Below are 23,841 nucleotides of genomic sequence, written 5' to 3'. Positions count from 1 at the left end.
ATGCAAAAATTAGTTATTATTAAATCCCGTGCAATACCCTTGCCGGCAGAAAATATAGATACCGATCAGATTATTCCGGCCAGATTTCTTAAAAGTATAGACCGCAATGGTTTTGGTGAAAACTTGTTCAGAGACTGGCGGTATAATATCCACTCAGGAGAGCCTAACTCCGGTTTTGTACTGAATAATCCGAGATTCGAAGGAGAAATTTTAGTAGCAGGAAACAATTTCGGTTGTGGAAGCAGCCGTGAACATGCAGCATGGGCGTTGACAGATTACGGTTTTAAAGTCATCATTTCCAGTTATTTCGCTGATATTTTTAAAGGAAACGCCTTAAATAACGGTCTTCTGCCTGTTAAGGTTTCAGAAGAATTCTTACAGGAAATTTTAGAAGGAATCCACGAAAACCCCAATAATGAAATTGCTATTGATGTAGAATTACAATCCATTAGTTTTAAAGATACCACTGAAACTTTTGAGCTTGATTCTTATAAAAAAATATGCCTTTTGAACGGCTATGACGATATTGATTTTTTAATCAGTAAAAAGCAGGCGATTCAAGAGTTTGAATTAAAAACACAAAAAACAAATGAGCGACAATTATTTTAAAATTGCAGTCCTTCCGGGAGACGGAATCGGACCAGAGATCATCAGTGAGAGTATTAAAATACTGGATGTTATTGCTGAAGCCTTTCAGTATCAGTTTCAATTCGAATATGGACTGATAGGTGCAGAAGCCATCTTTAAAACCGGAGAACCATTACCTGAAGAGACTTTGAAAATCTGTAAAAACTCTGATGCCGTTCTTTTTGGAGCTATCGGAGATCCTGCATTTGATAATAATCCCGAAGCCAAAGTAAGACCTGAACAGGGACTTCTAAAGCTTCGTAAAGAATTGGGGCTGTTTGCCAATATCAGACCTTTGAAAACATATTCTTCTTTAATTGAGAAGAGCCCGCTTAAAAGGGAAATTATAGAAGGAGCGGATATTCAGATCTTCAGAGAACTGGTAAGCGGAATTTATTTCGGTGAGAAATTTACGGATCCTGATGGCGAATATGCATATGATATATGCAAATACAGCAGAGAAGATATTCTTCCGATTGCCCATATGGCATTTCAGGAAGCTCAGAAAAGAAGTAAGAAACTGACTCTTATTGATAAAGCCAACGTATTGGATACGTCAAGACTATGGAGAAAAATATGCCAGGAAATCACTTCTGAATATCCTGATGTACAGCTTGATTTCATGTTTGTAGATAATGCCGCTATGCAGTTGATTCTTAATCCGAAACAGTTTGATGTTATTGTCACTGAAAATATGTTCGGAGATATTATTTCTGATGAAGCCAGTGTAATCGGAGGGTCAATCGGACTGCTGCCGTCTGCTTCTATAGGAGAAAAAAATGCATTGTTTGAGCCAATTCATGGTTCTTATCCACAGGCAAAAGGAAAGGGGATAGCCAATCCTATTGCGTCTATTCTTAGTGTCGCGATGATGCTTGATCATCTTAATCTGAAGCCTGCAGCGGAAAAGCTGAGACAATCTGTGGAGCATGCTATTGAAAATAAATATGTTACTATTGATCTTAATACCGAGCAATATTATTCTACGGGTGAAGTAGGAAGTTTTATTGCAGATCATATCAGGTATTCCGAAAAGTCTTATTACAATTTTGAAAATGTGAAAATCGGTAAATCAACCATTGTTTAGAATATTTAATCGTCCACTTAAATAGATAGTTAGAAGAAAAGTTCTGCCTCATATGAGACAGAACTTTTCAATTTTTTATGCCTTATGGGCTAATTTTACTTTTTTGTATTATCTGTTTTTCCAGATTTGTTCTTAGAGGCACGCTGAATGTCTTCCTTATCTATATCAGGCGGGTTGGTTTTTCCTGATGAAGCGGGGATATTCTGAAAATCCTCGTTCTGTTTTTTGGTTTCTGCAGCATTGGCAGATTCCTTTTTCTTGCTGTTTTTTTCTGAATCCATAACTTTAAATTTTTTAATGTCAAGAATATTGAGATAGTATTCAAAGTTTTTGCCAAAAAAATAAAACAGTCAGCTAACCGCCGTTTTTTCCGGATTTATTCGTTGATGATCCGGGAAGATCTTCTTTATCATTCTTTTTAGGTAAAGAATTATTTTCCGGATCCTGAATGTTTAATTCTTCGCCGGAAGTTTTCTTATTGTCCTTTGTGTCCATAGTTTAGGTATTAGTATTTAGAGACCTAATATACCAATTTTTCCCGTTTTATCTTCTATGGTATAGTTTAAAGCTTTTGCCAGAACAAAAATATGGTCAAGATTTTCCATTAGCTGTTTACGGCCTTCTGTTCTCAACTGATTCTGATCAACAGATTTAATCGCAGTTTCTTTAGCTTTTTCCGTTACACCCTTAATGTCTTTTTCTGTGATTCTATTGAAAAAAGAATCGTCAAGAGACTGAATTTCAACGCTGGGAGTAATTCTTATGTCCGCATCAGGAAGTTCCGTAATCACCAGCTTCTTATTGATGGAATCTACCTCAATCTTCATTTTATTCAGATCATAAGAAACCTGGGCATTCGTTTTTGTATAAGTGATAATACTGTTGTTAGACACTTCTTTCCCAAATACTTCATACCCCATTTTGGTTTTCTGCATACTGGAAGTATTCTGCTCAATGACGACCATTTTATTCATTTTAGAAATCTGATTGGTCAGGATATAATAATCCGTCTTTTCAGTTTTACTTCCAAGATTAAAACAGGATTTAACGCCGAAAAACAAAAGCACCATCACACCGGCGCCGGCTACAAACGATAAAATTGTTCTATTATTTTTCAAAATCTATTTAAAAATTTCTTTTATTACAGAAGAATCATTTTTTTTCAAAATCTCAACTAAATCTCTTTCAATATATCCTGTTGTAGGCATTTCCACAATTCTTCCCACCTCTTTTCCGTATCTCTTAAGAATAATGGTAGGAACCTTTTGTATATTGTAAAGACCTTCATCTCCGGTAGGAGATTCCTTTTTACGATTGACTGCTATAATAGTCAGTTTAGACTCCGGATAGCCTGTTTCTTCCAGGATTTTCATCAGTCTTGGGAAATCTCTGTGGCTGTCTTCGCACCATGTTCCCATAAACACAATAATATCGTATGAACCCAGTCTTTCCTTTTTCAGTTCACTGACTGCTTTCTGATCCAGAGCGTACTCATCATGTTCTTTTACATACCAGTCTGCATAAGGCGCTTTTAAGAACTGTTCTTTTAGCTGATGGCCTAAAAGCATTTTACCATCTTTTTGCGTATCAACTTCACGGTTTACCACTACTTTCTGAGCACTAAACTGCTGAACCGCAAAAAAAAGACTTGAAAAGGCAACAATATTTGTAATAAATTTTTTCATATTTTATTCCTCAATAATGGATTTTAAATCAGCAGGGGAGTAGTATTTGTTTTTTAATACTTTATGATCCGCCTGTCTGTAAACATTGAATTTTTCTCCGGACTTTTCGTAAAAAGATTCTACGTCCTTTTCTTTATAAAATTCAACAGTTTCTTTAGCCTGTTCTTCGTTGTCACAAGCTTTAGACATATTAGAACGCTGAACTTCGTTGAATAGCTCTACAAATTTGTTGCCAAGCCCGAATTCAAGCACTGCACCGCTTAATACATACTGAAGATCACAAAGAGCATCAGCAATTTCTATAATATTATTATCTGCAATCGCTTGTTTAAGTTCATTTAATTCTTCCTGTAGAAGTTCTACTCTAAGATTACATCTTTCAGGAGAAGGAATTTGTGGGGTATCTAAAATAGGGGCTTTGAAAGTAGTATGGAATTCTGCTACTTGGTTCAGACTATCAATTTTATCCATGAAATTTTTTATTTATGACAAAGATAGAAAACGATTTGCAAAATGCAGAATGTAGAGTGTAAAATGTAGCAACAGATAGGAGAAAAGAGCGCTGCCAGACTATTTTTTGTACAGAATAGCAAAAGATCCACAACCTTAAAGTTATGGATCTTATAGTATGTTGAGCAGCTATGTATTCAAAAATCATTTTGATTCCTCATATTTCCATATTCCGGAAATGTTCAGTACTGTTAAGCCGGGCTGTTTTTCTCCATAACCAAATATACAAAGGTATTTTGAATAGCAGGTTTTACAGCTGGTTCCGAAATATAACGTTGGCAGCTGATTAACCGTTAATGCCCCCAAATGTTGCATTCCGGGAGAAGTTTCTGTAAGCATAGCGTTTTTTAATAATTCATTCTTAGACAATACCTGCTCATCCTGATAGAGCTGAAGAATAGGAAATCCCGACTGATAAGGAATTATTTCAATAGTGTTTTGGTGGCTGCAATCGCAACAGATGAACTTAGTGACTGCAGAGGGAATGATTTCGTCATTCATGAAAGTACTCTTTTCAACAAGAACTTTTTTATTAATGTTTATTTTTTTTGATATTGAATACATCTGAGTTTATTTATTACTGAATAACCGTACCTACTAAGTTATTATATTTTCCGCTTGGGCTCTTTTTAATGGTTACTTTAATATATCCCTCTTCTGCGAGCTTATTCCATGTTTTTGGATACCCGGTTGTCACGTCAACCGGAATTTTCCACATGGTCTGTTTACCATTACCGGCCTGATTAAACCAAGGAATAATGTCTGCTGTTTGAGATTTGAAAGATAGTAAATTATTCAAGACATCAATCTCATAATAAAAATCATATTTATTTTCAGGCTGGTTTAATGCTCTCTGCGTAAAGGTATACGTATATCCGTTGATAATAGGGCTCGTAAAATTTCCCCCTAAAGTAGGAATTCCGGTTCCGTCGTAGTTTCCAACGGCTCCGCTGTATCTGTCAAATTTTTGTCCGGCAAGAATCGGAACATCATCTACGATATTATATCCACCGTTTGCAGGAGGCCATCCGCCGTTGAGTTTATTGGCATTAAAAAGCGCTTCCAATTCACTCCATCTGCCCAGCTTATAGAGGTCGAAGGCTTGGGTTCTGATGGTAGAACTGACAGTTCCTGCGGGATCATAAGTTAACGCAAATTCGTCGGCATTTTTGTAGAAAACAATTTTTACCGGGTTTTCAGTTTCGTATTCTCTGTCTGAGCTACATGCCATTGAAAAAAAGGTAATGGCAAATAATGAGATGTACTTAAATAAATGTTTCATATAAAAAATTTTAATTATGTAGGATTTATTAAGTATTATCAGGAGTAAATGGCCGTAGTTTTTCTTTGAAAAGATTTTGTTTCCGCGGGGGCATTTTAGATAAATAATAGAAGATGTCTGTAATGTAAAAGTGGCTTCCGGTAAAGAAACAACAGGTGCCATTAGTCAGGCTCCTTCAATACCAATGGGTAAACAGTACAATACAAATAATAGTATTGTGGTAAATTTAAATTAAAAAAATTAAATATTGAATTTATTTTCTTAAATAAAACAATATTAATATAAATAATACATTAATAATCTGTTTTTCAGTATTATTTTATATCGGAAAAGATTGCAGAAATGAAGAATGAACATGTGCAGCAAAAAAAGGCTGCTCAATAAGAGCAGCCTTCACATCGTTTAATTTAAAAAGGTTTTAATTTTTAATGAATCTCTTGCTTGATTCTCCAACCTGAAGCATATAAGCGCCTTTGATAAGACCGCTTACATTGACAGAGCCTCTTTGAAGTTTTCCTGAGTCAATGAGTTTTCCACCCATATCGAAGATTTTATAGTCTTCAGATGTCGTATTTGAAATATATAGGATATCTTTTACAGGGTTAGGATAAAGTTTGATGTCCGTAATCAGCTCTTTTGTATTGGATAATTCTCCTTTTCCTGATGACATGATATTCACGGTATAGTCTTCAACCTGTCCGTAAGTGTAAGCTTCACAAGAAGAAGTAGGGATAGAACTGTATTTCATCATTACTCTCATTCTTGTTGATCCGAGTGTTGCGGTAGCAGGAATAGTAACAGATCCTGTAACCGGAGTCGTTGTAGATCCGGCTTTTGACCATACCAGTTCACCGCTGTCTGCGAAGCTTCCGTTTCCGTTATAATCAATATAAACAGCATATGCTTCACTGTAAACAGTGGATGTCCAAACCGGAGTGATAGAAATCGTGTAAGCATTTCCTCTGGTAACATTGGTGGAAATAGAAGTGAAGTCTTCATATCCTGCGGTTCCTGTTGATGTATTGTTAATCGTTCCGAATTTTACATTTCCGATTCTTTCATCAGCAGTATTAGAAGCGGATGAAGAGCAATACGTAACAGTACTCCCTGCAAGAGTTGTAACGTTTACGGTATTGCTTGACACTGAAGCGTTTCCGGCTGCATCTTTTGCTTTAACGGAGAATGTATAGTTCGTTGATGGTGTTAATCCTGTTACGGTATAAGTGGTAGATGCGGTATTTCCAATTAATGAAGTTCCCTGATATACATCATAACCTGTAACGCCTACATTATCTGTAGCTCCGGACCATGAAAGATTGGTTGTGGTGGCAGTAGTGCCTGAAGCAGCAAGGGTAGGAGCTGTAGGAGCGGTGGTGTCAGGTGTTCCTGAACCTGCATTTACGGTAATATTAGCTTTGTTTACATTAAAGAAAACATGATTGCTACCTTTTACCATGATTCTTCCGGTGCTTGTAGAAGTATTAGGGATTGTTACAGCCTGTGAGCCGTCATTTGGAGTTCCTGCCAGCAGGGTAGTCCAGGTATTTCCGCTATCTGTTGACCAGAGAATATCTACATTGGCTGCATTTACCCCATTGGCTGTAGTTCCCGCTACGTCCCAGGTGATTGTCTGAGCGCTTCCTCCGCTATAGGTTGTTGCTGTACTTTGTGAAGTCACGTTAAACGGACCTGCTGTTCCGTTCACGGTAATAACAGCATCGGCGGAATTGTTTCCTGATCCTCCGGCTCTGTTATCGCGGACTGTGAATCTGAAGTTTAATGTTCTGGCTACTGAAGAAAGAGCTTCAACATTAATTGCTGTACCTGCTGTTGTTGTTGATCCGGCCAAAACAGAAGACATTCTTGGGAAGTATCTTATTGGCGAAGTTGTTGGAGTCCACGATCTGAAATTAGGTCCTGAAGCTTTTGTCGCGCTGGCTGCAGAGCTTGCTCCTGTCTGGGAAGATGAAGCATTGTCCATCTGTTCCCAGATATAAGTTAAAGAATCTCCATCCGCATCTGTTCCGCTTCCTGTCAATACAAACGGGGTCCCTTTCGGAATGGTATAATTTGATCCCGCATTAGCTGTTGGAATAGAATTTCCGGTGCTGGTGTTTACAGAACAGGTTTTTGCTTTGATATTATTAGTGATCTGTTCAATGCTTTTTGCATGGAAAAATGCGTCGGAATGAGGCTGAACATCCTGACTGGTGATTCCGGCATATCCCATAATAGTAGATCCTGAACCGGGTTCAACATTTGCGCCTGTTCCTTCGTTACTCATAGAGAAAGTGTGATTTCCACCAAACTGATGTCCCATTTCGTGAGCTACATAGTCGATGTCGAAATTATCTCCTGAAGGAATGGCATCTGCCGGAGAGGTATAGCCGCTTCCTTTGGAGCCGTTCGTACAGATACAGCCAATACAGCCGGCATTTCCACCGCCACCGGTTGCACCGAATAGGTGGCCGATATCGTAATTGGCATCTCCGATAACGGAAGTTAAAGTACTTTGAAGCTGGGAATTCCAGTTGCTCATACTTGAAGCAGGAGAGTAAGGATCTGTGGAGGCATTGGTGTAAACTACAGCGTCATTGTTGGCAATCAGTACCATTCTTGCTGCAAAATCTTTTTCAAAAACTCCGTTTACACGAGTCATTGTGTTGTTCATTGCTGCCAGAGCCTGAGCTTTTGTACCTCCGAAATACGTTGTATATTCTCCGGTACAGGACAATGCCAGTCTGAATGTTCTTAATTTGGCGTCATCAGCGTTCGGTCTTGCGGCAAGACCTGCATTTGTGGCTCCTTTTTTTGCAACATCAATTACTGTACATTCGAATTTGTTGAGATTGTCTTTCTTGTCTGATTTTTTGTAAACAACATAAGTAGACAGGTCTTTAGAATAAGGCTCGATGAATACGGCGGATTTGTCACCATATATCTCCATAGAGGAAAGACCTAGTGATGAAATGCTGAAATATACTGTTGAGCGGGAGTCGCCAAGTCCTTCTCCGACGTAGGACTTGATGTCCGGATATTTCGCTGCCAGTTCAGGAGCAAAATTGGAATTCTCTCTCACCTTAAAATTTTCCATTTTTCCTTCAGAATTAGGAAAAGAAATGATGAGTTCTGATTTTTCGCCAGCAGCGACTCTTTTGGGAGCTCTTGCAAGAACACTTTTTAATCCGTTGATATCCAGGTTGTATACCTTAGGATTGTTAATGTTAATCTTGTTTTCAAAGATTTCTGATGAATTTCTTTTAGAGTTCTCAGACCAAAGACGATCTGTCTGAGCGAAAGAAATACCCGAGATTAAGAGCATTCCAATCAGTGTTAATTGTTTTTTCATATTAATATATATGTTTGATTGTGGAATATCAAAGCTAACAAAAAATATATTACGAAAAACAAAAATTTTTAAGAATATTTTAGACTATTTGTTTAAAATATTATGCAATACATTGAATATGTTTGAAACTATTAGTATTAAAAAGAAAAATGACATACATGAAGGCGTATGTCATTTCCAATTTATAAAATAAATTAATTTCTAGTTACATTTTATCATCCGCAGTAGGGCCATAAAGTCCGGGAACCTTATTTCCTGTTGATCTTAAATAAACAACAAGCTCACCTCTGTGATGGTACAAATGATTACACAAAAATCCTCTGACTACCTGAATTTTCGGAGAGGGAGGAAAAAGAACATTTCCATTCATTTCCATTTTCCATTCATTGAAATAACGGCTTTCATCAGACTCTTCCAGCACTTTTTGTGCTTTGGCTGCATTTTCTTCAAATTTTGCGAGAATATTTTCGGCTTTTGAAATATCCCCTTTATCATACTCATACTTGCCCATATCAAAAATATCCTGATTGAAAGTGGGTTCGTACCAGTTGTAAACTTCTGCAATATGAGAGGCTAGCTGGCCTGTTGTCCAGTTTTTTTCGGACGGTTTCCAGTCTAAGGCGCTGTCAGGAATTGCTTGTAGAATTTTCCGTGTGTTTTCTGCTTCATGCAGAAATTCACCTAAAAGTGCCTGTTTAATCATTTGTATGTAAGGTTAAAGTTATTTTGTAATATCTCTTCCGATTACCAGTCTCTGGATTTCAGAAGTACCTTCACCAATAGTACAAAGTTTAGAATCTCTATAATATTTTTCAGCAGGGAAGTCTTTTGTATATCCATATCCTCCGAAAATCTGAACTGCATTATTAGCAATTCTTACACAGGCTTCAGAAGCATATAATTTAGCCATTGCTCCTTCTTTTGTCATTTTTTGCTTAGCATTTTTCAAAGTAGAAGCTTTTTGGATCAAAAGTTCAGCAGCATCAATTTCTGTAGCCATATCAGCAAGCATGAAGTTGATTGCCTGGAATTCTGCAATTGCTTTTCCAAACTGATGTCTTTCTTTAGCATATTTTAGAGCAGCTTTATAAGCGCCTCTTGCAGTACCTAAACTTAATGCGGCAATTGAAATTCTACCTCCATCCAATACTTTCATGGCTTGTTTGAAACCTTCTCCAACTTCTCCTAATCGGTGAGAATCTGGTACACGCACATTGTCAAAAATCAATTCTGCCGTTTCTGAAGCACGCATTCCTAATTTATTTTCTTTTTTTCCTGAAGTGAAACCGGGCATTCCTTTTTCTAAAACAAAAGCCGTAGAGTTGTTTTTGGCTCCTTTTTCACCAGTTCTTGTCATTACAACAGCGATATCTCCGGAAATAGCATGGGTAATAAAGTTCTTAGCTCCGTTGATGATCCACTCATCACCATCTTTTACAGCAGTGGTGGACATGCCTCCTGAATCGGACCCTGTATTATGTTCTGTTAATCCCCACGCTCCGATTACTTTTCCGGAAGCTAGCTGAGGAAGCCATTTATGTCTCTGTTCTTCATTTCCAAATTCATAAATATGGTTGGTACAAAGAGAGTTGTGTGCTGCTACAGAAAGACCAATAGAAGGATCTACCTGAGAGATTTCGTCCAGAATGGCAACATATTCATGATATCCTAAGCCGGAACCGCCGTATTGTTCAGGAACGACAATTCCCATAAATCCCATCTCACCTAGCTGGTGGAAAAGATCTTTTGGAAAAGTCTGGCTTTCATCCCACTCCATAATATTCGGTCGGATATTCTTTTCTGCAAATTCTCTAGCTGTCTCCGCTATCATTTTGATGTTGTCAATAGTCTCTGTATTCATATAGATAATAGTTAGTTCCCAAAGATAATTAAATTGACGGAAAGCCAAAAAAATTATTTTAGCCATAGTGTTTTGGCGGCAACTGTATTAGATTTCAATTTTTTATATTATTAAAATTAACGTTTTCGTAATAAAATATTCTAAATATTAAGTGTTTTATTTTACTATTTTAGTCGCCCAATTTTTAAGGTATGAAAAAAATTCTACTTCCTATTATTTTGATATCCTCTTATATTTCTGCTCAGGCTCCTGCCGGATATTATAGCGGAACTGCAGGATTGACAGGTTATGCACTGAAATCGAAACTCCATGATATTATTGCTGAAAAAAATATCAACTGGAATTATAGTGACCTTCAGAATCTTTATAACCAGACCGATCTTGATGTTTACTATGATCATGATGCTTCTAATACGACGCTTCTGCTGGATATTTATTCTGAAATTCCTACTGGGCCGGATGCATATGAATACGACAGCACTCAGATGATCGGAAGTGCATCAGCGGAAGGGGACGGCTGGAACAGAGAGCATATGATGCCGCAAAGTACTTTTTACAGCAACTATCCGATGTATTCTGATTTGTTTTATGTCATTCCTACGGATGCAAAAATTAATCAGCTGAGAAGTAATTATCCTTATGGTATTTCCACTACCACCGCGTCCAATGTGTATTATACCTTTACCAATACCTCCAAGATTGGCAAAAGTGCTATTCCGGGATGGGTGTACACAGGAAGGGTGTATGAACCTATAAATGAGTTTAAAGGGGATGTGGCCAGGAGTTTACTCTATTTTGCTGTCAGATATGAAGGGAAATTAGGAACATTCAATTTTAATAATAGTGCAAATCCCGCATCGGATACTAATCCTCTGGATGGTACTGAAGAGAGGGCATTTGAACCGGCTTATATTGCGATGCTTCTACAGTGGCATCAGCAGGACCCTGTTTCTCAACGTGAGATTGACAGGAACAATACGGTATATGGTATCCAGAAAAACAGAAACCCGTTTATTGATAATCCTTCATGGGTGAATGCCATCTGGGGGCAGGCTCCGGATGCTATAGCTCCTCAGGCGCCTTCAAACCTTATGTCTGTTCAGAATAGTGCTTATTTTACTACTTTAAGCTGGACTCCCGGATCTGATACAGATGTTATCGGCTATCAGATTTATCAGAACGGAACCTTGGTGGGGACAACAAAAAATACTTCCATAAGTATTGATCATCTTACGCCTTCAACTTCTTACAATTTTACAGTAAAGGCTTATGATAACGGATATTTATATTCGCCGGAGAGCAATACTGTTGCCGTAACAACGCTGGCTTCTGATGTATATGCTAAAGATCTGTATGTTTCAAAATATTTAAAGGGGTCATCTAATAATAAAGGAATTGAAGTAACGAATAAAACCGGCCATCCGGTCAAGCTGAGTGATTACAGGCTCTCTATACAATATCCGGGTAGTGGGGGTACTTATTATTTCCCGGCTCCTTATGAGTTGGATGGAATTGTACAGAATAATGAGTCATTTGTCATTTTAAATCCAGCGGCCAGTTTCTCATGTTACACCAATGATCAGGCGAAATTTGTAACAGCGGCTCCGCAAATGACATTTACAGGGAGTCAGTATCTGGAACTGAGATACAAAAACAGTACAGTGGATGCTATTGGTGTAAGAAACCAAAGTAATACTTCTGCTTTAGGAAATGTTTCATTGTACAGAAAACCTGCGGTAAATCAGCCGGCCAGCACATTCAATATCAGCGAGTGGGATTCTTACCCTGCCAATTATTGTCAAAATTTAGGCGGGACTTTGTCAACGGGTGAACTGATTACCTCGTCTAAAGAATTTAAAATTTATCCGAATCCGGTTAATGACAATCTGTATGTAAACGGAGCAACAGAGAAAATAGGGACGGTGCAGATTATTGACTTTTCAGGAAGAGTGATCTATACTGAAAAGGATCCGTTCAGAAATAAGAAAAGTATTTCCGTACAGAGCCTTCCGGCCGGATCTTACTTCTTAAAGCTTGATGGGAAAGTACATCAGTTTATTAAAAAATAGAAAGAAAAAAATAATATTGATATCGACTAAGCGAGGCAGGTTTTTAAAATCTGTCTCGTTTATTTATGATAAGAGATCCCGGAGGATCATCATGGCTGTGTTGTTTGTCTCTACTCTGATTTTTTCTTAGCCCCGATAGGAGCGGTTACCCCGCAGTAAGCCCGGATTTCGGGATGGAGACGAGGAGTATGAGCGGATAGCGGGAAACAGCTTCTGATGATAAAAAAAAAGAAAAGTGGAGTGAAAGCAGGTCAGGAAAATTGGTATTTATTTCCTGATCAAAGCCTTAAAAACCTCATATTTAGGACATCATCGATATAAGCAGATTGACTAATAATCATTATCTATAAGGGTTTCTGCTTATATTTTTTATTTATAAGTAATTATGCTTATATTTGCAGGATGATAGCGGTCATTACCGGTGATATTATAAATTCACAGCATGCGGACACGGAAGTCTGGATTACCAGGCTTAAAAATCTTCTCGATAACTGGGGGATCAGTCCTCAGACATGGGAAATCTACAGAGGAGACGAATTTCAATTCAAGTGTAGAATTGATGATGTTTTCTGGCATTTTATAGCTATCAAATCTCTTATTAAAAGTCAGGAAAATTTAGATGTAAGAATGGCTATTGGAATTGGTGAGGAAAGTTTTTCTTCTGAAAAAATCACGGAATCCAATGGTACGGCTTATGTATATTCCGGAAGATTACTTAATGATCTGAAAAATGACGGCCATACTGTGGCGATAAAAACTTCCAACGATTCTGTTGACAGAGATCTTAATATCCTTTTAAAATGGTCTTCAAAAGATTTTGATAACTGGACCATGGCTACCTCGGAAATCATTCATGAAATGATTATGAATCAGGATATCACTCAGGAAGATCTTGCCAGGAAATTTGCTATTTCACAGTCTTCGGTAAGCCAGAGACTGAAACGAGCCAACTATGAGCTCATCGTGGAAACCAACCAATATTTTAGAAAGAAAATCTCAGAACTATAGCATGATCTTTATCAAACTCATATTGGCACATCTACTCGGAGATTTTGTTCTTCAGCCAGACTCTTGGGTTGCAGATAAGGAAAACCATAAACTGAAAAGTAAGTTTTTATACTTTCATATTCTGATTCACACGGTATTAAGCTTTGTTTTCCTTTGGGATGCAGCGCTTTGGTGGGTGGCGGCTTTAGTGGGTGTTTCTCATTATATGATTGATGCCGCTAAACTTCGTTTTCAGAATGTTAAAACAAAGAAAAGATGGTTTTTTATTGATCAGCTATTACATGTTTTGGTCATTCTGGGGATTTCTTTTTATTTCGGAGAATTTAATTTCAGTTTTTTAAAAAATCAGGAGTTTCTAAAGATTATAATGGCAGCATTGCTCCTTACGACTCCTGCCTCTATTTTTATCAAGATCTTATTGTCATCATGGACCCCTGCTCCTGATGGCCCAAACAATATCCAAACCGAATCTTTAACGAGTGCGGGAAAATATATCGGAATTTTAGAACGCCTGCTGGTTTTCACTTTTATTATGGTGAATCATTGGGAAGGCGTAGGTTTCATGGTAGCTGCCAAATCTGTTTTCAGATTCAGCGACCTTGCACAGGCAAAACAGAGAAAACTTACAGAATATGTATTAATTGGTACACTGCTGAGTTTTGGACTGGCTGTCTTAACAGGAATAATAATAAAGTAAATCAATAAATCTAACTACAATTTAGAAAGTAAAAATTATGAGTCAAAAGAAAGAAATGTTGTACGAGGGTAAAGCGAAACAAGTATTTGCAACCGATAATCCTGATGAAGTGGTAGTACGTTTCAAAGACGATGCTACAGCATTTAATGCTCAAAAGAAAGGTCAGGTTGACCTGAAAGGAGAGATGAACAACGCCATCACTACTCTTATCTTTGAATATTTGAATGAAAAAGGAATCAAAACTCATTTCATTAAACAACTGGATGAAAGAGAACAGTTGGTAAGAAAAGTATCTATCATTCCTTTGGAAATGGTGGTAAGAAACTATTCTGCGGGAAGTATGGCACAAAGACTGGGTGTGGAAGAAGGAATCAAGTCTCCGGTAACTATTTTTGATATCTGCTACAAAAAAGACGAATTGGGAGATCCGCTTATCAACGATCACCATGCCGTTTTCTTAGGAGCAGCTACTTACGAAGAGCTTGACGAAATGTACGAACTGACTTCAGATATCAACGAAATCCTTATCGATCTGTTTGACAAAATCAACATTATCCTGGTAGATTTCAAAATTGAATTAGGTAAAACTTCAGATGGTGAGATTATCTTAGCTGACGAAATTTCTCCTGATACATGCAGACTTTGGGATAAAGATACCATGAAGAAATTAGACAAAGACAGATTCAGAAGAGACTTAGGAGAAGTAACTGAGGCTTATGTTGAAATCTATAACCGTCTTAAAAACTTACTTGGAAAATAAGATTCAGATGCTGGATATCAGATTTTTTTAGATATTAGCACTGAAAAATACTTTGTTAGTTTAAAACAAAAATTAAAATTTGAAGTTGGTTTTTAGTCTGAAATCTGAAATCTGACTTCTAAGATCTACAATTAGAAAAAATGAAAAGTTTAGACATTCATAAAAGTGAATATTTAAAACAGTTTAAAGACCAGCCTTACGGAAGAAATCTTTTCAGAACTCAGGAAGAGGAAAGACTGGATGCTCCTAATGAAGAGTGTGGGATTTTCGGACTGTATTCGGATAATGATCTGGATACGTTTTCTCTTTCACAGTTTGGCCTTTTTGCATTACAGCACAGAGGACAGGAGGCTTGTGGTATTTCCGTTTTAAAAGAAGGGAGAATTACCAATATGAAAGATGAAGGATTGGTTTTGGACGTTTATAAAGATATTCAGGAACCTGAAACTTTTATGGGAAATTCTGCAATCGGACATACCCGTTATACGACTGCAGGAGACAAGAAGAAATATAATTTTCAGCCATTTTTCGCGAAAAACGAATATGACCAGATTATACTTTCTATAGCACACAACGGTAACCTTACCAATGCGAAAGAGCTAAAAGCTGAATTAGAAGCTGAAGGTGTGGTTTTCAGAGCAACTTCCGATTCGGAAGTTATTTTAAGACTGATTCAGAAAAACCTTGATTTGGGACTTCGAGGAGCAATTAAAGCTACAATGGAGAAGATTGAGGGAGCATATTCTGTTGTGGGAATGACAAGAAACAAATTCTTTGCCTTCAGAGATTTCAACGGAATCCGTCCTTTGGTTTTGGGAGCTATTGATGAGAGATCATATGTAGTGGCTTCCGAGTCTGTGGCCTTGGACGCTGTAGGTGCTCAGTATGTACGTGATATTCTTCCCGGAGAGATCATCTATACCAATGAAAACGAACCCGGAAAACTTCATTCTTATATGATGGATGAAGCAAAAGGTAAGCAGAGAATCTGCTCTTTCGAATATATCTATTTCGCAAGACCCGACTCTACGTTAGAAAATATTAATGTATATGAAATCAGGGAAAAATCAGGTGAGAAAATCTGGGAACAGGCACCGGTAGAAGCTGATTTGGTAATTGGGGTTCCGGATTCCGGAGTTCCGGCTGCTATTGGATTCTCGAAAGCTTCCGGAATACCTTTCCGTCCTGTACTGATCAAAAACAGATATATAGGAAGGAGTTTCATTGTTCCTACCCAGGAAATGAGAGAAAGAGTCGTTAATCTGAAACTAAACCCTATTATTTCTGAAATGAAAGATAAGAGGGTAGTGATTATTGATGATTCTATTGTTCGTGGAACTACATCAAAGAGACTGGTTAAAATCTTAAAAGATGCAGGAGTGAAGGAAATCCACTTCAGAAGTGTTTCTCCACCTATTATTGCTCCTTGTTATCTGGGAATCGATACTCCTTCAAAAGATGATCTGATCTCAGCCAATATGTCTACAGAAGAACTTAAAAATTATTTAGGTGTTGATTCTTTAGAATTTTTAAGTATTGACAACCTGAAAGAGATTTTAGGGTCTTCCAATCACTGTTTCGGATGTTTCACAGAAGAATATCCGGTAGGAAAAGGAGAGGAGGTAGAATTATTCAATTAATTTATTCATTATAAAAATAAAGGCCGGATCGTACGCGATCCGGCTTTTTCTTTTGGATTAAATGTAGCAAAAGCTTAACATTCCTTTATTATACAGTATATATGTAAATTCTACTTTTGTGAAGTTAAAATTTCAGTGTATGAAAAAAGGATGTATTACAGGACTTTTTATAGTATTGGCTCAGTGTTTTTCTGCTCAGTCTTTCGATAAACAGGCTCACCGGGGCGGAAAATCCCTTTATCCTGAAAATACGATCCCCGCAATGAAGAATGCTCTGAAAATGAACATCACCACATTGGAAATGGATTTAGCCATTACCAAAGATAAAAAGGTAATTCTTTCTCATGACGCATTTCTGTCTCCTGAACTGGTAACAAAAGCCGACGGAACACCTATTCCGAAAGACTCCGGATTTTATTATAAGATTTATGAGATGCCTTACGCAAAGATTCAGACATTTGACGTAGGATTAAAGAAGCTTGATCATTATCCTGATCAAAAGAAACTAAAGGTTCAGAAACCTCTTTTTTCAGCCGTAATAGACGCCTGTGAAAGCTATTCACGTGAATTGAAAAGACCACTGCCATTCTATAACATAGAAACCAAAACCCGTCCTTTCTCTGATCATGTCTTCCATCCGGAACCTGAAGAATTTGTAGCCCTGATGATGAAAATTATTCTGGAAAAAGGAATTCAGGATCGTGTGATTATCCAGTCTTTTGATCCCAGAACGCTGGAAATCATTCATAAGAAATATCCTAAAATAATGACTGCACTGCTGGTGGAAAAAGTAGATGATAAAAAACGGACACAGCAGCAGGCTTATTTTAAAAATATTCCTGCAGAAAAATTTAAACTGTATCCAAACCACCTTACGGGAGTGAAAGGAGATATGAAATTTTTAAGTTTTACTCCTACCATATACAGCCCGGATCAGAGCCTGGTTACTCCCGAACTCGTACAGGAATGCCATAGATTGGGAATGAAAGTTATCCCATGGACTGTAAACACTAAAGAAAGGTTGCAGGACCTGAAAACAATGGGAATAGACGGAGTCATCAGTGATGATCCGAGAATATTTGAATAAGACTTTATTTTTTACTTTACTATATACAGAAATGGCCGGAAGAATCTCTTTCGGCCATTCTATAATGCATTGCTGCATTGAAGTTAAAAAATTGATCTAATTATTAAAAACTGATTGTATTAAAACTTATAGTTTAATCCTAATTGGAAAACTCTGTTGTTATTGGCTGCTGCAGGAGTATTTTTATCAATCTTCGTCAGACTGTTTACATATCTTGCATTGATCCCGATATTATTGGTGATATCATACCCAAGACCAAGACCTAAACCGAAGTTGAATTTATTGATCTGGTCTTTATCAAGGTCCTCAGAGTGAGATTGAGTGGTGGTAGTTGTAACTCCACCTGTCGTTGTAGTTCTGGTGATATCTCCTTTGTTTTTTCCATTAATGAAATAGCTGAATTCAGGTCCTGCTTCAATATAAAACTTATCAAGAGGTCTCATCTGAACCATTAAAGGAACTGAAATATAATTCATCGTTACTTTATCCTGAACTTTTACATTCCCATTTTCAACAGGAGTGGAAGAGATCACATCTCTTGCTCCCATCTGGTTGTATAATACCTCCGGTTGGAAACTGAACTGTTTAGAAATTGGAATATTTACAAAAGCACCGGCATGAAAACCTAGTTTCTGGCTGTTCATTCCAAAACTCTGTGCACTGAAGTAAGAGGAGTTTCCACCTGCCTTAATCCCAAATCTGATAGGCTGAACGTCTTTTTTTAAAGGTGATGTATTGGCAGTCTGAGTGGTCTGAGTAGTCTGAGTTTCTTGAGCAAAGGCTAGTGTACCGGCTGTTAAAGCCAGTCCTAAAAATAACTTCTTCATAATTTTTATTTTTTAATTTTACTATTTGCACTTTATTTTACAAAATGCTTGCCAAACTCCAAAAACCCTGATTTAAAGCAGTATACAGGCGTTTTTAATAATTAAAAAACAACTGTCATGTTCGGCTTTTAGTAAAATATTTTAATATATATTGAATATTTATGATAAATTTTATGTTAATTTTTTTCTATACAGAAATATCTCTTTATTGAGAAAAATTTTCATCATTATTATAAGATGATATTTTTATTTACCGATATTTTTTATTTATAAATAAAAAGCCGGATACTGAAAGCATCCGGCACACATCGAAAAATAATAAATATCTATTTGAATTTATAGGCTACCCCAATCTGAAGTGCGTTGTTTCTTACTTTGTAACCATCATCAGCATTCTTAAGAATGTTTGTGATGCCTGCAGTAAATCGTGCTGTTACTGCAAAGTTCTGAGTAAAATAATAACCTGCACCCATCCCTATCCCAAAGTTGAATCTGTTGTAAAAATCCATAGGAAGTTTTTCGGAAAAACTCTCAGTAGTGGTAACAACTACACTACCTGTTTTGCTGGATTGTGTTTCATCCCCTTTTGATTTACCTCCTAGTAATAACCCGAATTCAGGACCTGCTTCTACATATAATTGAGGAAGAATATTGTACTGAACCACAACCGGAAGGACAAGATAGTTGAGGTTTGTTTTATAATCAGCATTTTTCCTGTACGTCGTGTTGTTGTAAGTGTAACTAAATCTTTCTTCTGTTTTTGCTCCTAACTGGGTGAAAAGAAGTTCCGGCTGGATGCTGAATTTTTGTGCTACCGGAATATTAACGAAAACACCTGCATGAAAACCAGCCTTCATTTTATCTTCATCATCCTGAAAATCACCGTCATGATCATTAGTACGTGAGAGAGTAGAGGCATTGAATCCTGCTTTAACTCCAAAAGTGATAGGAGAAGAGGATTGGGCTTTTTCCTGTGCATTCATAAAAAGACTTCCTGCAACTGCCAATCCGGCAAATAATTTCTTCATGATTAAAAGTTTAAATTTAACTCTCACATCGAAGCAAAACTCCCGCCAAAGAGAGAAAATTGATAAAAATCATATAAAAGCGAAAAGGTCAGATGTAAACGAGTAAACCTGACCTTTTCTATTGAAATCAAAATGTATTCTAATGTATTCTATATGACCCTGTACAATGCCTTTTCCGGATCTGTCCGCATTTTTAATCGCTTCACAGCTGAAGTCAATCTAATAACCGATAATTTATTTTTTTGAAATGGTGTTAGAATTGAAGCGGGAATTATAATTCAGAAACATTATAATAGGTACAATCATTATTTAATTTGCAAATTCCTTGCCAAAATTGTTCATAACAAAAAAGTCAGGCTAAATAAATAACCTGACTCTTCGTATTGAAATAAAATTTGTTAGTGTGTAATCCGCTTATTAGAATTTATAAGCTAATCCAACCTGGAATACTCCGTTTTTAGAAGAATCACCACCCACTCTGTTTTTTGCGATATCAGTTAATCCTGCAACGTATCTTACGTTAACTCCGATATTCTGAGTAAAATAGTATCCGGCTCCAAGACCAAGTCCGAAATCAAAAGTCTTTGTTGAATCTTTAAGATCCAGGCTTCCTGAATTTGTCTTTAATTTCGCACCTACCAGGAAACCAAATTGAGGACCTGCTTCTACATATAAGTTAGGAAGTGCATTGTACTGGAACATTACCGGTACTGCAATATAATCTAAATTGATTTTATCACTACTGTTATATTTAGATTTAGCCCCCATTCCGCTGTATAAAACTTCCGGCTGTACAGAGAAATCCTGTGCTACTGGAATGTTAGCAAATACACCACCGTAGAATCCAGCTTTTGAATTAGTATCGCTGTTAGAAATGTTAGAAATATTAAGACCTGCTTTTAAACCAAATCTAACTGGTGAAGAAGCTGCTGTATTAGTAGAAGTTTTTTGTGCGAATGCGAAAGTACCTGCTACAAGTGCTAGGCCTAAAAAAATCTTTTTCATAAGTATTTATTTAATAGTTTTTTAAGTTTTGTTTAACATTTTGTTTATTATCAAATGCTGTGCCAAAAAAATAAAATCCATTGTATTTATTTGTAATGCTTTATTCATAAAGCATTTTTCAATGATTGCAATCGCAAAAAATCAATAGGTAGTGATTTTAAAAGACTATTATGTATTGATTTTTTAACAAAAATTAGGTTTTAAGAATAAAAAAGGTCAGATTAAAATAAATCTGACCTTTTCGTATTGAATATAAAATTTGTTATTGAATGTAAAGCCTATTATTTGAATTTATAAGCTAATCCTACCTGGAATACATTATTTTTTACAGCATCACCGGAATTATTTTTATAAATATCTGTAAGACCTGCTGTATATCTTGCTGTAATTCCTAAGTTAGGAAGGAAATAATATCCTGCTCCGATACCGATACCAAAGTTGAAGGTTTTGAAGTCATCCTTATTAAGGCTGGCAATCTGAGTGTTAGTGTTATTGTTTGTAGAGCTTTTAAATTTATCATTAGCACTTACTAAGAATCCGAATTCCGGACCTGCTTCAAGGAAAAATTCCGGAGTCGCATTATACTGGAACATTACCGGTACTGCAACATATCCCAGATTTCTTGAATATTCACTTCTATATGTATTTCCTAATGCAGAATACTCTCTGGTCACTTTTGAACCCAAGTCGTTATAAATAACCTCCGCCTGCACACTGAATGAGCTCGCCACCGGGATATTAGCAAAAACCCCTGCATTAAAACCGATTTTGGATTTAGAGTCACTTAAGTCTGCTCCGTTAGATAATGAAGATACGTTCATTCCCCCTTTTACCCCAAACGTTACTGGATTAGATGACGTGTTTCCTGTTTGTTGCGCGAACGCTAACGTACTTGCAGTTACTGCTAATCCTAAAATTAACTTTTTCATAACTTTAATTTTTTAATATTTTACTCTTTCTTAATTTTAAATTTTACTACTGTCCAAGTATCCCGTTGGACGCAGAGTATCTTTCAAATTGCTTGCCAAAAATATTTTTTATGATTAAAATCAATAAAAAAATCAGTACCGAAACATATTAATAGTGTTGTATCGTTTTGATTATCAATTTATTATTTTTTTAATTAAACGTTTGTTTAGAAGCTGTCTAAATTGACAATTTTGTCAAAATAACAGGGATGTCGGGTTTAATTTTTATGAAATCAGGTAATATTGTACTATTGCGTTATAAAAAGGATAGGTTCAAAAATGTTTTCTGATCTTCCGGCGGCCTTTATTATATCATTCTGATTTCCTTAGACAGCATAACTAAATCCTGTCTATCTCATTTTGCTTTATTAATTTTGTAGTTCTTATAAAATGATAACCAGATGCCCTTACAAAACAAATTCTCGAATTTTGTAAGGATTCGCTAATCTCGACAATATGAAAAAGTGCACATTGCTGCTGTTATTTCTATTCTTTGAAAATACTTTTCAGGCCCAGGTGGGCATTAATACCACAACACCAAACCCTTCTTCCGTACTGGAGATTGTGGGTTCTGACAAAGGAATCTTAATCCCCCGAATTGCACTGACCGGAAGTTCGGATACCGTGACCATACCATCGCCGGCCCAGTCTTTAATGATTTACAATACAGCCGCTGTAAACGGATTGGTTCCGGGATATTATTACTGGAGTACAACTGCCGGACGATGGACAAAAGTTCTGGATGATCTGACACCTGTTGTGATGACAGGATGGAGCCTTACGGGAAACTCCGGTATGGTAAACGGAGTTAACTTTATAGGAACATCTGATAATGTAGATGTTATCTTTAAAAGAAATAATATAGTATCCGGTGTACTCAATACGACGAATACTATATTTGGAGTCAATAGTTTAACGGCTAATACAAGTGGCCTTAACAATACTGCGGTAGGGGTCAATAATTTGATTTCAAATACCATAGGAAGTATGAATACCGCTATAGGAGCAGAGGTCTTAAGCAGTAACAAATCCGGAATACAGAATACCGGTTACGGATATCGGGCACTATATTCGAATCTGGATGGAAATAATAATGTTGCCAATGGCTATTTTTCACTTTTTTCCGCTAAAAGTACCATAGGGAATGTAGGCATTGGAGCCAGCTCTCTTAGGGAACTGATCTCCGGTGATGACAATATAGGAATAGGAGGAGATGCTTTCCGGATGCTTCCGGGAGGAAGAGGAAATACGGCAATTGGCGGATCTGCAGGATATAATTTAAATACCGCGAATAATTATAACACTTTTATCGGTTTCCGGGCAGGTACAGGACTTGTTTCAGGAAAAGCGAATACCATAATCGGAGCGAATGTAAGCGGATTACCTGCTTCACTTTCAAATAATATTATCATTGCCGATGGTGACGGAAACAGAAGAATCAATATTGATCAGAACGGAAATATTGGTATAGGAACGAATGCACCGAAATTTCCGTTGGATATCCGCTTAAAGACTGCCTCATGGCCTTTGGCTGTATCAAGCCTTACCTATTACGGCATAAGCCCGGATTCGGGGGCTCCCGACGGAATGTTAACTACCTATCCGAATTATACTAATGATATAGGGGCTTTCAATACCAATACATCTATGTATGCAGATGGAAATATTATAGCGGTAGGGAAACTGAGTGTGGCACAGACTTCGCTTTTTTCAGATAAAAGAATCAAAAATATCATAGGAAAATCAGATACAACAAAGGATTTAGCGATCTTAAAAAAACTGGATATTACCGATTATCTTATGAAAGATGAGGCGGTGTACGGCAGACAAGAATTTAAAAAGGTAATTGCTCAGGAAGTGGAAGCTGTATATCCGCAGGCAGTCAGTAAAAATAATGTGAAAACTTTTATTCCCAATATTTATCAGCCAGCCCGGCAAAACGACGAGGTTTTTACCTTTGAAAGACCGATAGCTATTTCTAAAGACGATAAATTTCTTAAAATATATGATGAAACCGGAGAAATTATTTTAGAAATTAAAAAGAGTACTCATAAGAGTATTACAGTACATTTGGAAGGAAAAAAACTTAAAGGAAAGCTATTTGTTTACGGAACTGAAGTATCCGATCTGAGAACGGTAGATTATGATGCCTTATCTATGCTGAATATTTCTGCAACTCAGGAACTGGCAAAAAAAATAGAGACGTTAGAAAATGAAAATACTGCATTGAAAAAAATGAATATGGAATTGCAGCAAGTACAGACCTTGTTTGAAGAGCGCTTAAAACGTCTGGAATCTTCTTTTGCAAAACAGAGATATTTTCAAAAATAATAAATACTAAACCCTGCTTA

The 23,841-nt window shown here is 36.8% G+C and carries 23 protein-coding genes; 9 read left to right on the top strand and 14 right to left on the bottom strand.

All coding sequences use genetic code 11. From position 1 onward, the window contains the following. Both leuD and leuB read left to right on the top strand, forming a co-directional pair. On the top strand, positions 1–609 hold the full coding sequence (gene leuD / locus JO178_RS14145; protein WP_291937055.1) for a 3-isopropylmalate dehydratase small subunit: 609 nt from the start codon (positions 1–3) through the stop codon (positions 607–609). Beyond that, entirely contained in the window at positions 590–1,714 is a 1,125-nt protein-coding gene (gene leuB, locus JO178_RS14140; RefSeq protein WP_291937054.1) for a 3-isopropylmalate dehydrogenase, read from the top strand. Before leuD ends, leuB begins: the two co-directional genes overlap by 20 nt. A 95-nt stretch (positions 1,715–1,809) precedes the next feature. Here the strand turns inward: leuB and JO178_RS14135 are convergent, their stop codons facing one another. From JO178_RS14135 to JO178_RS14090, 10 genes are all read right to left on the bottom strand, one after another. Beyond that, positions 1,810–1,995 (bottom strand): hypothetical protein, encoded by a 186-nt coding sequence (locus tag JO178_RS14135; RefSeq protein ID WP_291937047.1) that lies wholly within the window; start codon positions 1,993–1,995, stop codon positions 1,810–1,812. 73 nt (positions 1,996–2,068) lie between these two features. Beyond that, positions 2,069–2,209 carry a hypothetical protein gene (locus JO178_RS14130; RefSeq protein WP_291937043.1) on the bottom strand — a complete coding sequence of 47 codons (141 nt, stop codon included), beginning with the start codon at positions 2,207–2,209 and terminating at the stop codon, positions 2,069–2,071. Between the two features lie 17 nt (positions 2,210–2,226). Next, a complete protein-coding gene (locus tag JO178_RS14125) occupies positions 2,227–2,832 on the bottom strand; it encodes a DUF4230 domain-containing protein (RefSeq protein ID WP_291937041.1) in 606 nt (201 codons plus the stop codon). A 3-nt stretch (positions 2,833–2,835) separates the two neighbouring features. Next, positions 2,836–3,399, bottom strand: coding sequence for a thioredoxin family protein (locus JO178_RS14120; protein WP_291937038.1), 564 nt, complete (start codon positions 3,397–3,399; stop codon positions 2,836–2,838). 3 nt (positions 3,400–3,402) lie between these two features. Continuing rightward, positions 3,403–3,870, bottom strand: a complete 468-nt coding sequence (locus JO178_RS14115) for a nucleoside triphosphate pyrophosphohydrolase family protein (RefSeq protein ID WP_291937035.1) — start codon at positions 3,868–3,870, stop codon at positions 3,403–3,405. Between the two features lie 183 nt (positions 3,871–4,053). Then, positions 4,054–4,410 (bottom strand): hypothetical protein, encoded by a 357-nt coding sequence (locus tag JO178_RS14110; protein ID WP_291937032.1) that lies wholly within the window; start codon positions 4,408–4,410, stop codon positions 4,054–4,056. Positions 4,411–4,486: 76 nt separating this feature from the next. Next, the gene (locus JO178_RS14105; RefSeq protein WP_291937030.1) at positions 4,487–5,191 is read right to left on the bottom strand and encodes a glycohydrolase toxin TNT-related protein; all 705 of its coding nucleotides are present in this window, start codon (positions 5,189–5,191) and stop codon (positions 4,487–4,489) included. Positions 5,192–5,609: 418 nt separating this feature from the next. Further along, a complete protein-coding gene (locus JO178_RS14100) occupies positions 5,610–8,540 on the bottom strand; it encodes a reprolysin-like metallopeptidase (protein WP_291937027.1) in 2,931 nt (976 codons plus the stop codon). A gap of 205 nt (positions 8,541–8,745) precedes the next feature. Beyond that, complete coding sequence (locus JO178_RS14095; protein WP_291937024.1) at positions 8,746–9,243, bottom strand: DinB family protein; 498 nt, start codon at positions 9,241–9,243, stop codon at positions 8,746–8,748. An 18-nt stretch (positions 9,244–9,261) separates the two neighbouring features. Then, positions 9,262–10,401 (bottom strand): acyl-CoA dehydrogenase family protein, encoded by a 1,140-nt coding sequence (locus tag JO178_RS14090; RefSeq protein WP_291937202.1) that lies wholly within the window; start codon positions 10,399–10,401, stop codon positions 9,262–9,264. A gap of 191 nt (positions 10,402–10,592) precedes the next feature. On the opposite strand from JO178_RS14090, the gene JO178_RS14085 reads away from it, so the two are divergent. The 6 genes from JO178_RS14085 (at position 10,593) to JO178_RS14060 (ending at position 17,662) form a co-directional block, all read left to right on the top strand. Further along, the gene (locus JO178_RS14085) at positions 10,593–12,470 is read left to right on the top strand and encodes an endonuclease (protein WP_291937020.1); all 1,878 of its coding nucleotides are present in this window, start codon (positions 10,593–10,595) and stop codon (positions 12,468–12,470) included. A gap of 402 nt (positions 12,471–12,872) precedes the next feature. After that, entirely contained in the window at positions 12,873–13,478 is a 606-nt protein-coding gene (locus tag JO178_RS14080; protein ID WP_291937016.1) for a SatD family protein, read from the top strand. Position 13,479: 1 nt separating this feature from the next. Next, the gene (locus tag JO178_RS14075) at positions 13,480–14,175 is read left to right on the top strand and encodes a DUF3307 domain-containing protein (protein WP_291937199.1); all 696 of its coding nucleotides are present in this window, start codon (positions 13,480–13,482) and stop codon (positions 14,173–14,175) included. A 37-nt stretch (positions 14,176–14,212) separates the two neighbouring features. Continuing rightward, on the top strand, positions 14,213–14,935 hold the full coding sequence (gene purC / locus JO178_RS14070; RefSeq protein ID WP_065394483.1) for a phosphoribosylaminoimidazolesuccinocarboxamide synthase: 723 nt from the start codon (positions 14,213–14,215) through the stop codon (positions 14,933–14,935). Between the two features lie 140 nt (positions 14,936–15,075). Beyond that, complete coding sequence (purF, locus tag JO178_RS14065) at positions 15,076–16,575, top strand: amidophosphoribosyltransferase (protein ID WP_291937007.1); 1,500 nt, start codon at positions 15,076–15,078, stop codon at positions 16,573–16,575. A gap of 139 nt (positions 16,576–16,714) precedes the next feature. Further along, entirely contained in the window at positions 16,715–17,662 is a 948-nt protein-coding gene (locus JO178_RS14060) for a glycerophosphodiester phosphodiesterase family protein (protein ID WP_291937004.1), read from the top strand. A 119-nt stretch (positions 17,663–17,781) separates the two neighbouring features. On the opposite strand, the gene JO178_RS14055 is transcribed toward JO178_RS14060, so the two are convergent. From JO178_RS14055 to JO178_RS14040, 4 genes are all read right to left on the bottom strand, one after another. Beyond that, complete coding sequence (locus JO178_RS14055) at positions 17,782–18,489, bottom strand: porin family protein (protein ID WP_291937002.1); 708 nt, start codon at positions 18,487–18,489, stop codon at positions 17,782–17,784. Between the two features lie 326 nt (positions 18,490–18,815). Continuing rightward, entirely contained in the window at positions 18,816–19,517 is a 702-nt protein-coding gene (locus JO178_RS14050; RefSeq protein WP_291936999.1) for a porin family protein, read from the bottom strand. 417 nt (positions 19,518–19,934) lie between these two features. Beyond that, positions 19,935–20,522 (bottom strand): porin family protein, encoded by a 588-nt coding sequence (locus tag JO178_RS14045; protein WP_291936997.1) that lies wholly within the window; start codon positions 20,520–20,522, stop codon positions 19,935–19,937. Between the two features lie 281 nt (positions 20,523–20,803). Continuing rightward, complete coding sequence (locus tag JO178_RS14040; protein WP_291936994.1) at positions 20,804–21,451, bottom strand: porin family protein; 648 nt, start codon at positions 21,449–21,451, stop codon at positions 20,804–20,806. Positions 21,452–21,946: 495 nt separating this feature from the next. Here JO178_RS14040 and JO178_RS14035 point away from each other — a divergent pair, with 495 nt between their 5' ends. After that, complete coding sequence (locus JO178_RS14035) at positions 21,947–23,821, top strand: tail fiber domain-containing protein (protein WP_291936991.1); 1,875 nt, start codon at positions 21,947–21,949, stop codon at positions 23,819–23,821. Positions 23,822–23,841: the final 20 nt, after the last annotated feature.

This window comes from Chryseobacterium sp., from assembly GCF_019236175.1.
Taxonomy (GTDB): domain Bacteria; phylum Bacteroidota; class Bacteroidia; order Flavobacteriales; family Weeksellaceae; genus Chryseobacterium.
This window is presented reverse-complemented; position numbering and strand designations above follow the sequence as displayed.

What these genes read in the sequence shown, in the direction of transcription:
- leuD (WP_291937055.1), top strand. Translation starts at nt 1, where the DNA reads ATGCAAAAATTAGTTATTATTAAATCCCGTGCAATACCCTTGCCGGCA.
- leuB (WP_291937054.1), top strand. Translation starts at nt 590, where the DNA reads ATGAGCGACAATTATTTTAAAATTGCAGTCCTTCCGGGAGACGGAATC.
- JO178_RS14135 (WP_291937047.1), bottom strand. Translation starts at nt 1,995, where the DNA reads ATGGATTCAGAAAAAAACAGCAAGAAAAAGGAATCTGCCAATGCTGCA.
- JO178_RS14130 (WP_291937043.1), bottom strand. Translation starts at nt 2,209, where the DNA reads ATGGACACAAAGGACAATAAGAAAACTTCCGGCGAAGAATTAAACATT.
- JO178_RS14120 (WP_291937038.1), bottom strand. Translation starts at nt 3,399, where the DNA reads ATGAAAAAATTTATTACAAATATTGTTGCCTTTTCAAGTCTTTTTTTT.
- JO178_RS14115 (WP_291937035.1), bottom strand. Translation starts at nt 3,870, where the DNA reads ATGGATAAAATTGATAGTCTGAACCAAGTAGCAGAATTCCATACTACT.
- JO178_RS14110 (WP_291937032.1), bottom strand. Translation starts at nt 4,410, where the DNA reads ATGAATGACGAAATCATTCCCTCTGCAGTCACTAAGTTCATCTGTTGC.
- JO178_RS14105 (WP_291937030.1), bottom strand. Translation starts at nt 5,191, where the DNA reads ATGAAACATTTATTTAAGTACATCTCATTATTTGCCATTACCTTTTTT.
- JO178_RS14100 (WP_291937027.1), bottom strand. Translation starts at nt 8,540, where the DNA reads ATGAAAAAACAATTAACACTGATTGGAATGCTCTTAATCTCGGGTATT.
- JO178_RS14095 (WP_291937024.1), bottom strand. Translation starts at nt 9,243, where the DNA reads ATGATTAAACAGGCACTTTTAGGTGAATTTCTGCATGAAGCAGAAAAC.
- JO178_RS14090 (WP_291937202.1), bottom strand. Translation starts at nt 10,401, where the DNA reads ATGAATACAGAGACTATTGACAACATCAAAATGATAGCGGAGACAGCT.
- JO178_RS14085 (WP_291937020.1), top strand. Translation starts at nt 10,593, where the DNA reads ATGAAAAAAATTCTACTTCCTATTATTTTGATATCCTCTTATATTTCT.
- JO178_RS14080 (WP_291937016.1), top strand. Translation starts at nt 12,873, where the DNA reads ATGATAGCGGTCATTACCGGTGATATTATAAATTCACAGCATGCGGAC.
- JO178_RS14075 (WP_291937199.1), top strand. Translation starts at nt 13,480, where the DNA reads ATGATCTTTATCAAACTCATATTGGCACATCTACTCGGAGATTTTGTT.
- purC (WP_065394483.1), top strand. Translation starts at nt 14,213, where the DNA reads ATGAGTCAAAAGAAAGAAATGTTGTACGAGGGTAAAGCGAAACAAGTA.
- purF (WP_291937007.1), top strand. Translation starts at nt 15,076, where the DNA reads ATGAAAAGTTTAGACATTCATAAAAGTGAATATTTAAAACAGTTTAAA.
- JO178_RS14060 (WP_291937004.1), top strand. Translation starts at nt 16,715, where the DNA reads ATGAAAAAAGGATGTATTACAGGACTTTTTATAGTATTGGCTCAGTGT.
- JO178_RS14055 (WP_291937002.1), bottom strand. Translation starts at nt 18,489, where the DNA reads ATGAAGAAGTTATTTTTAGGACTGGCTTTAACAGCCGGTACACTAGCC.
- JO178_RS14050 (WP_291936999.1), bottom strand. Translation starts at nt 19,517, where the DNA reads ATGAAGAAATTATTTGCCGGATTGGCAGTTGCAGGAAGTCTTTTTATG.
- JO178_RS14045 (WP_291936997.1), bottom strand. Translation starts at nt 20,522, where the DNA reads ATGAAAAAGATTTTTTTAGGCCTAGCACTTGTAGCAGGTACTTTCGCA.
- JO178_RS14040 (WP_291936994.1), bottom strand. Translation starts at nt 21,451, where the DNA reads ATGAAAAAGTTAATTTTAGGATTAGCAGTAACTGCAAGTACGTTAGCG.
- JO178_RS14035 (WP_291936991.1), top strand. Translation starts at nt 21,947, where the DNA reads ATGAAAAAGTGCACATTGCTGCTGTTATTTCTATTCTTTGAAAATACT.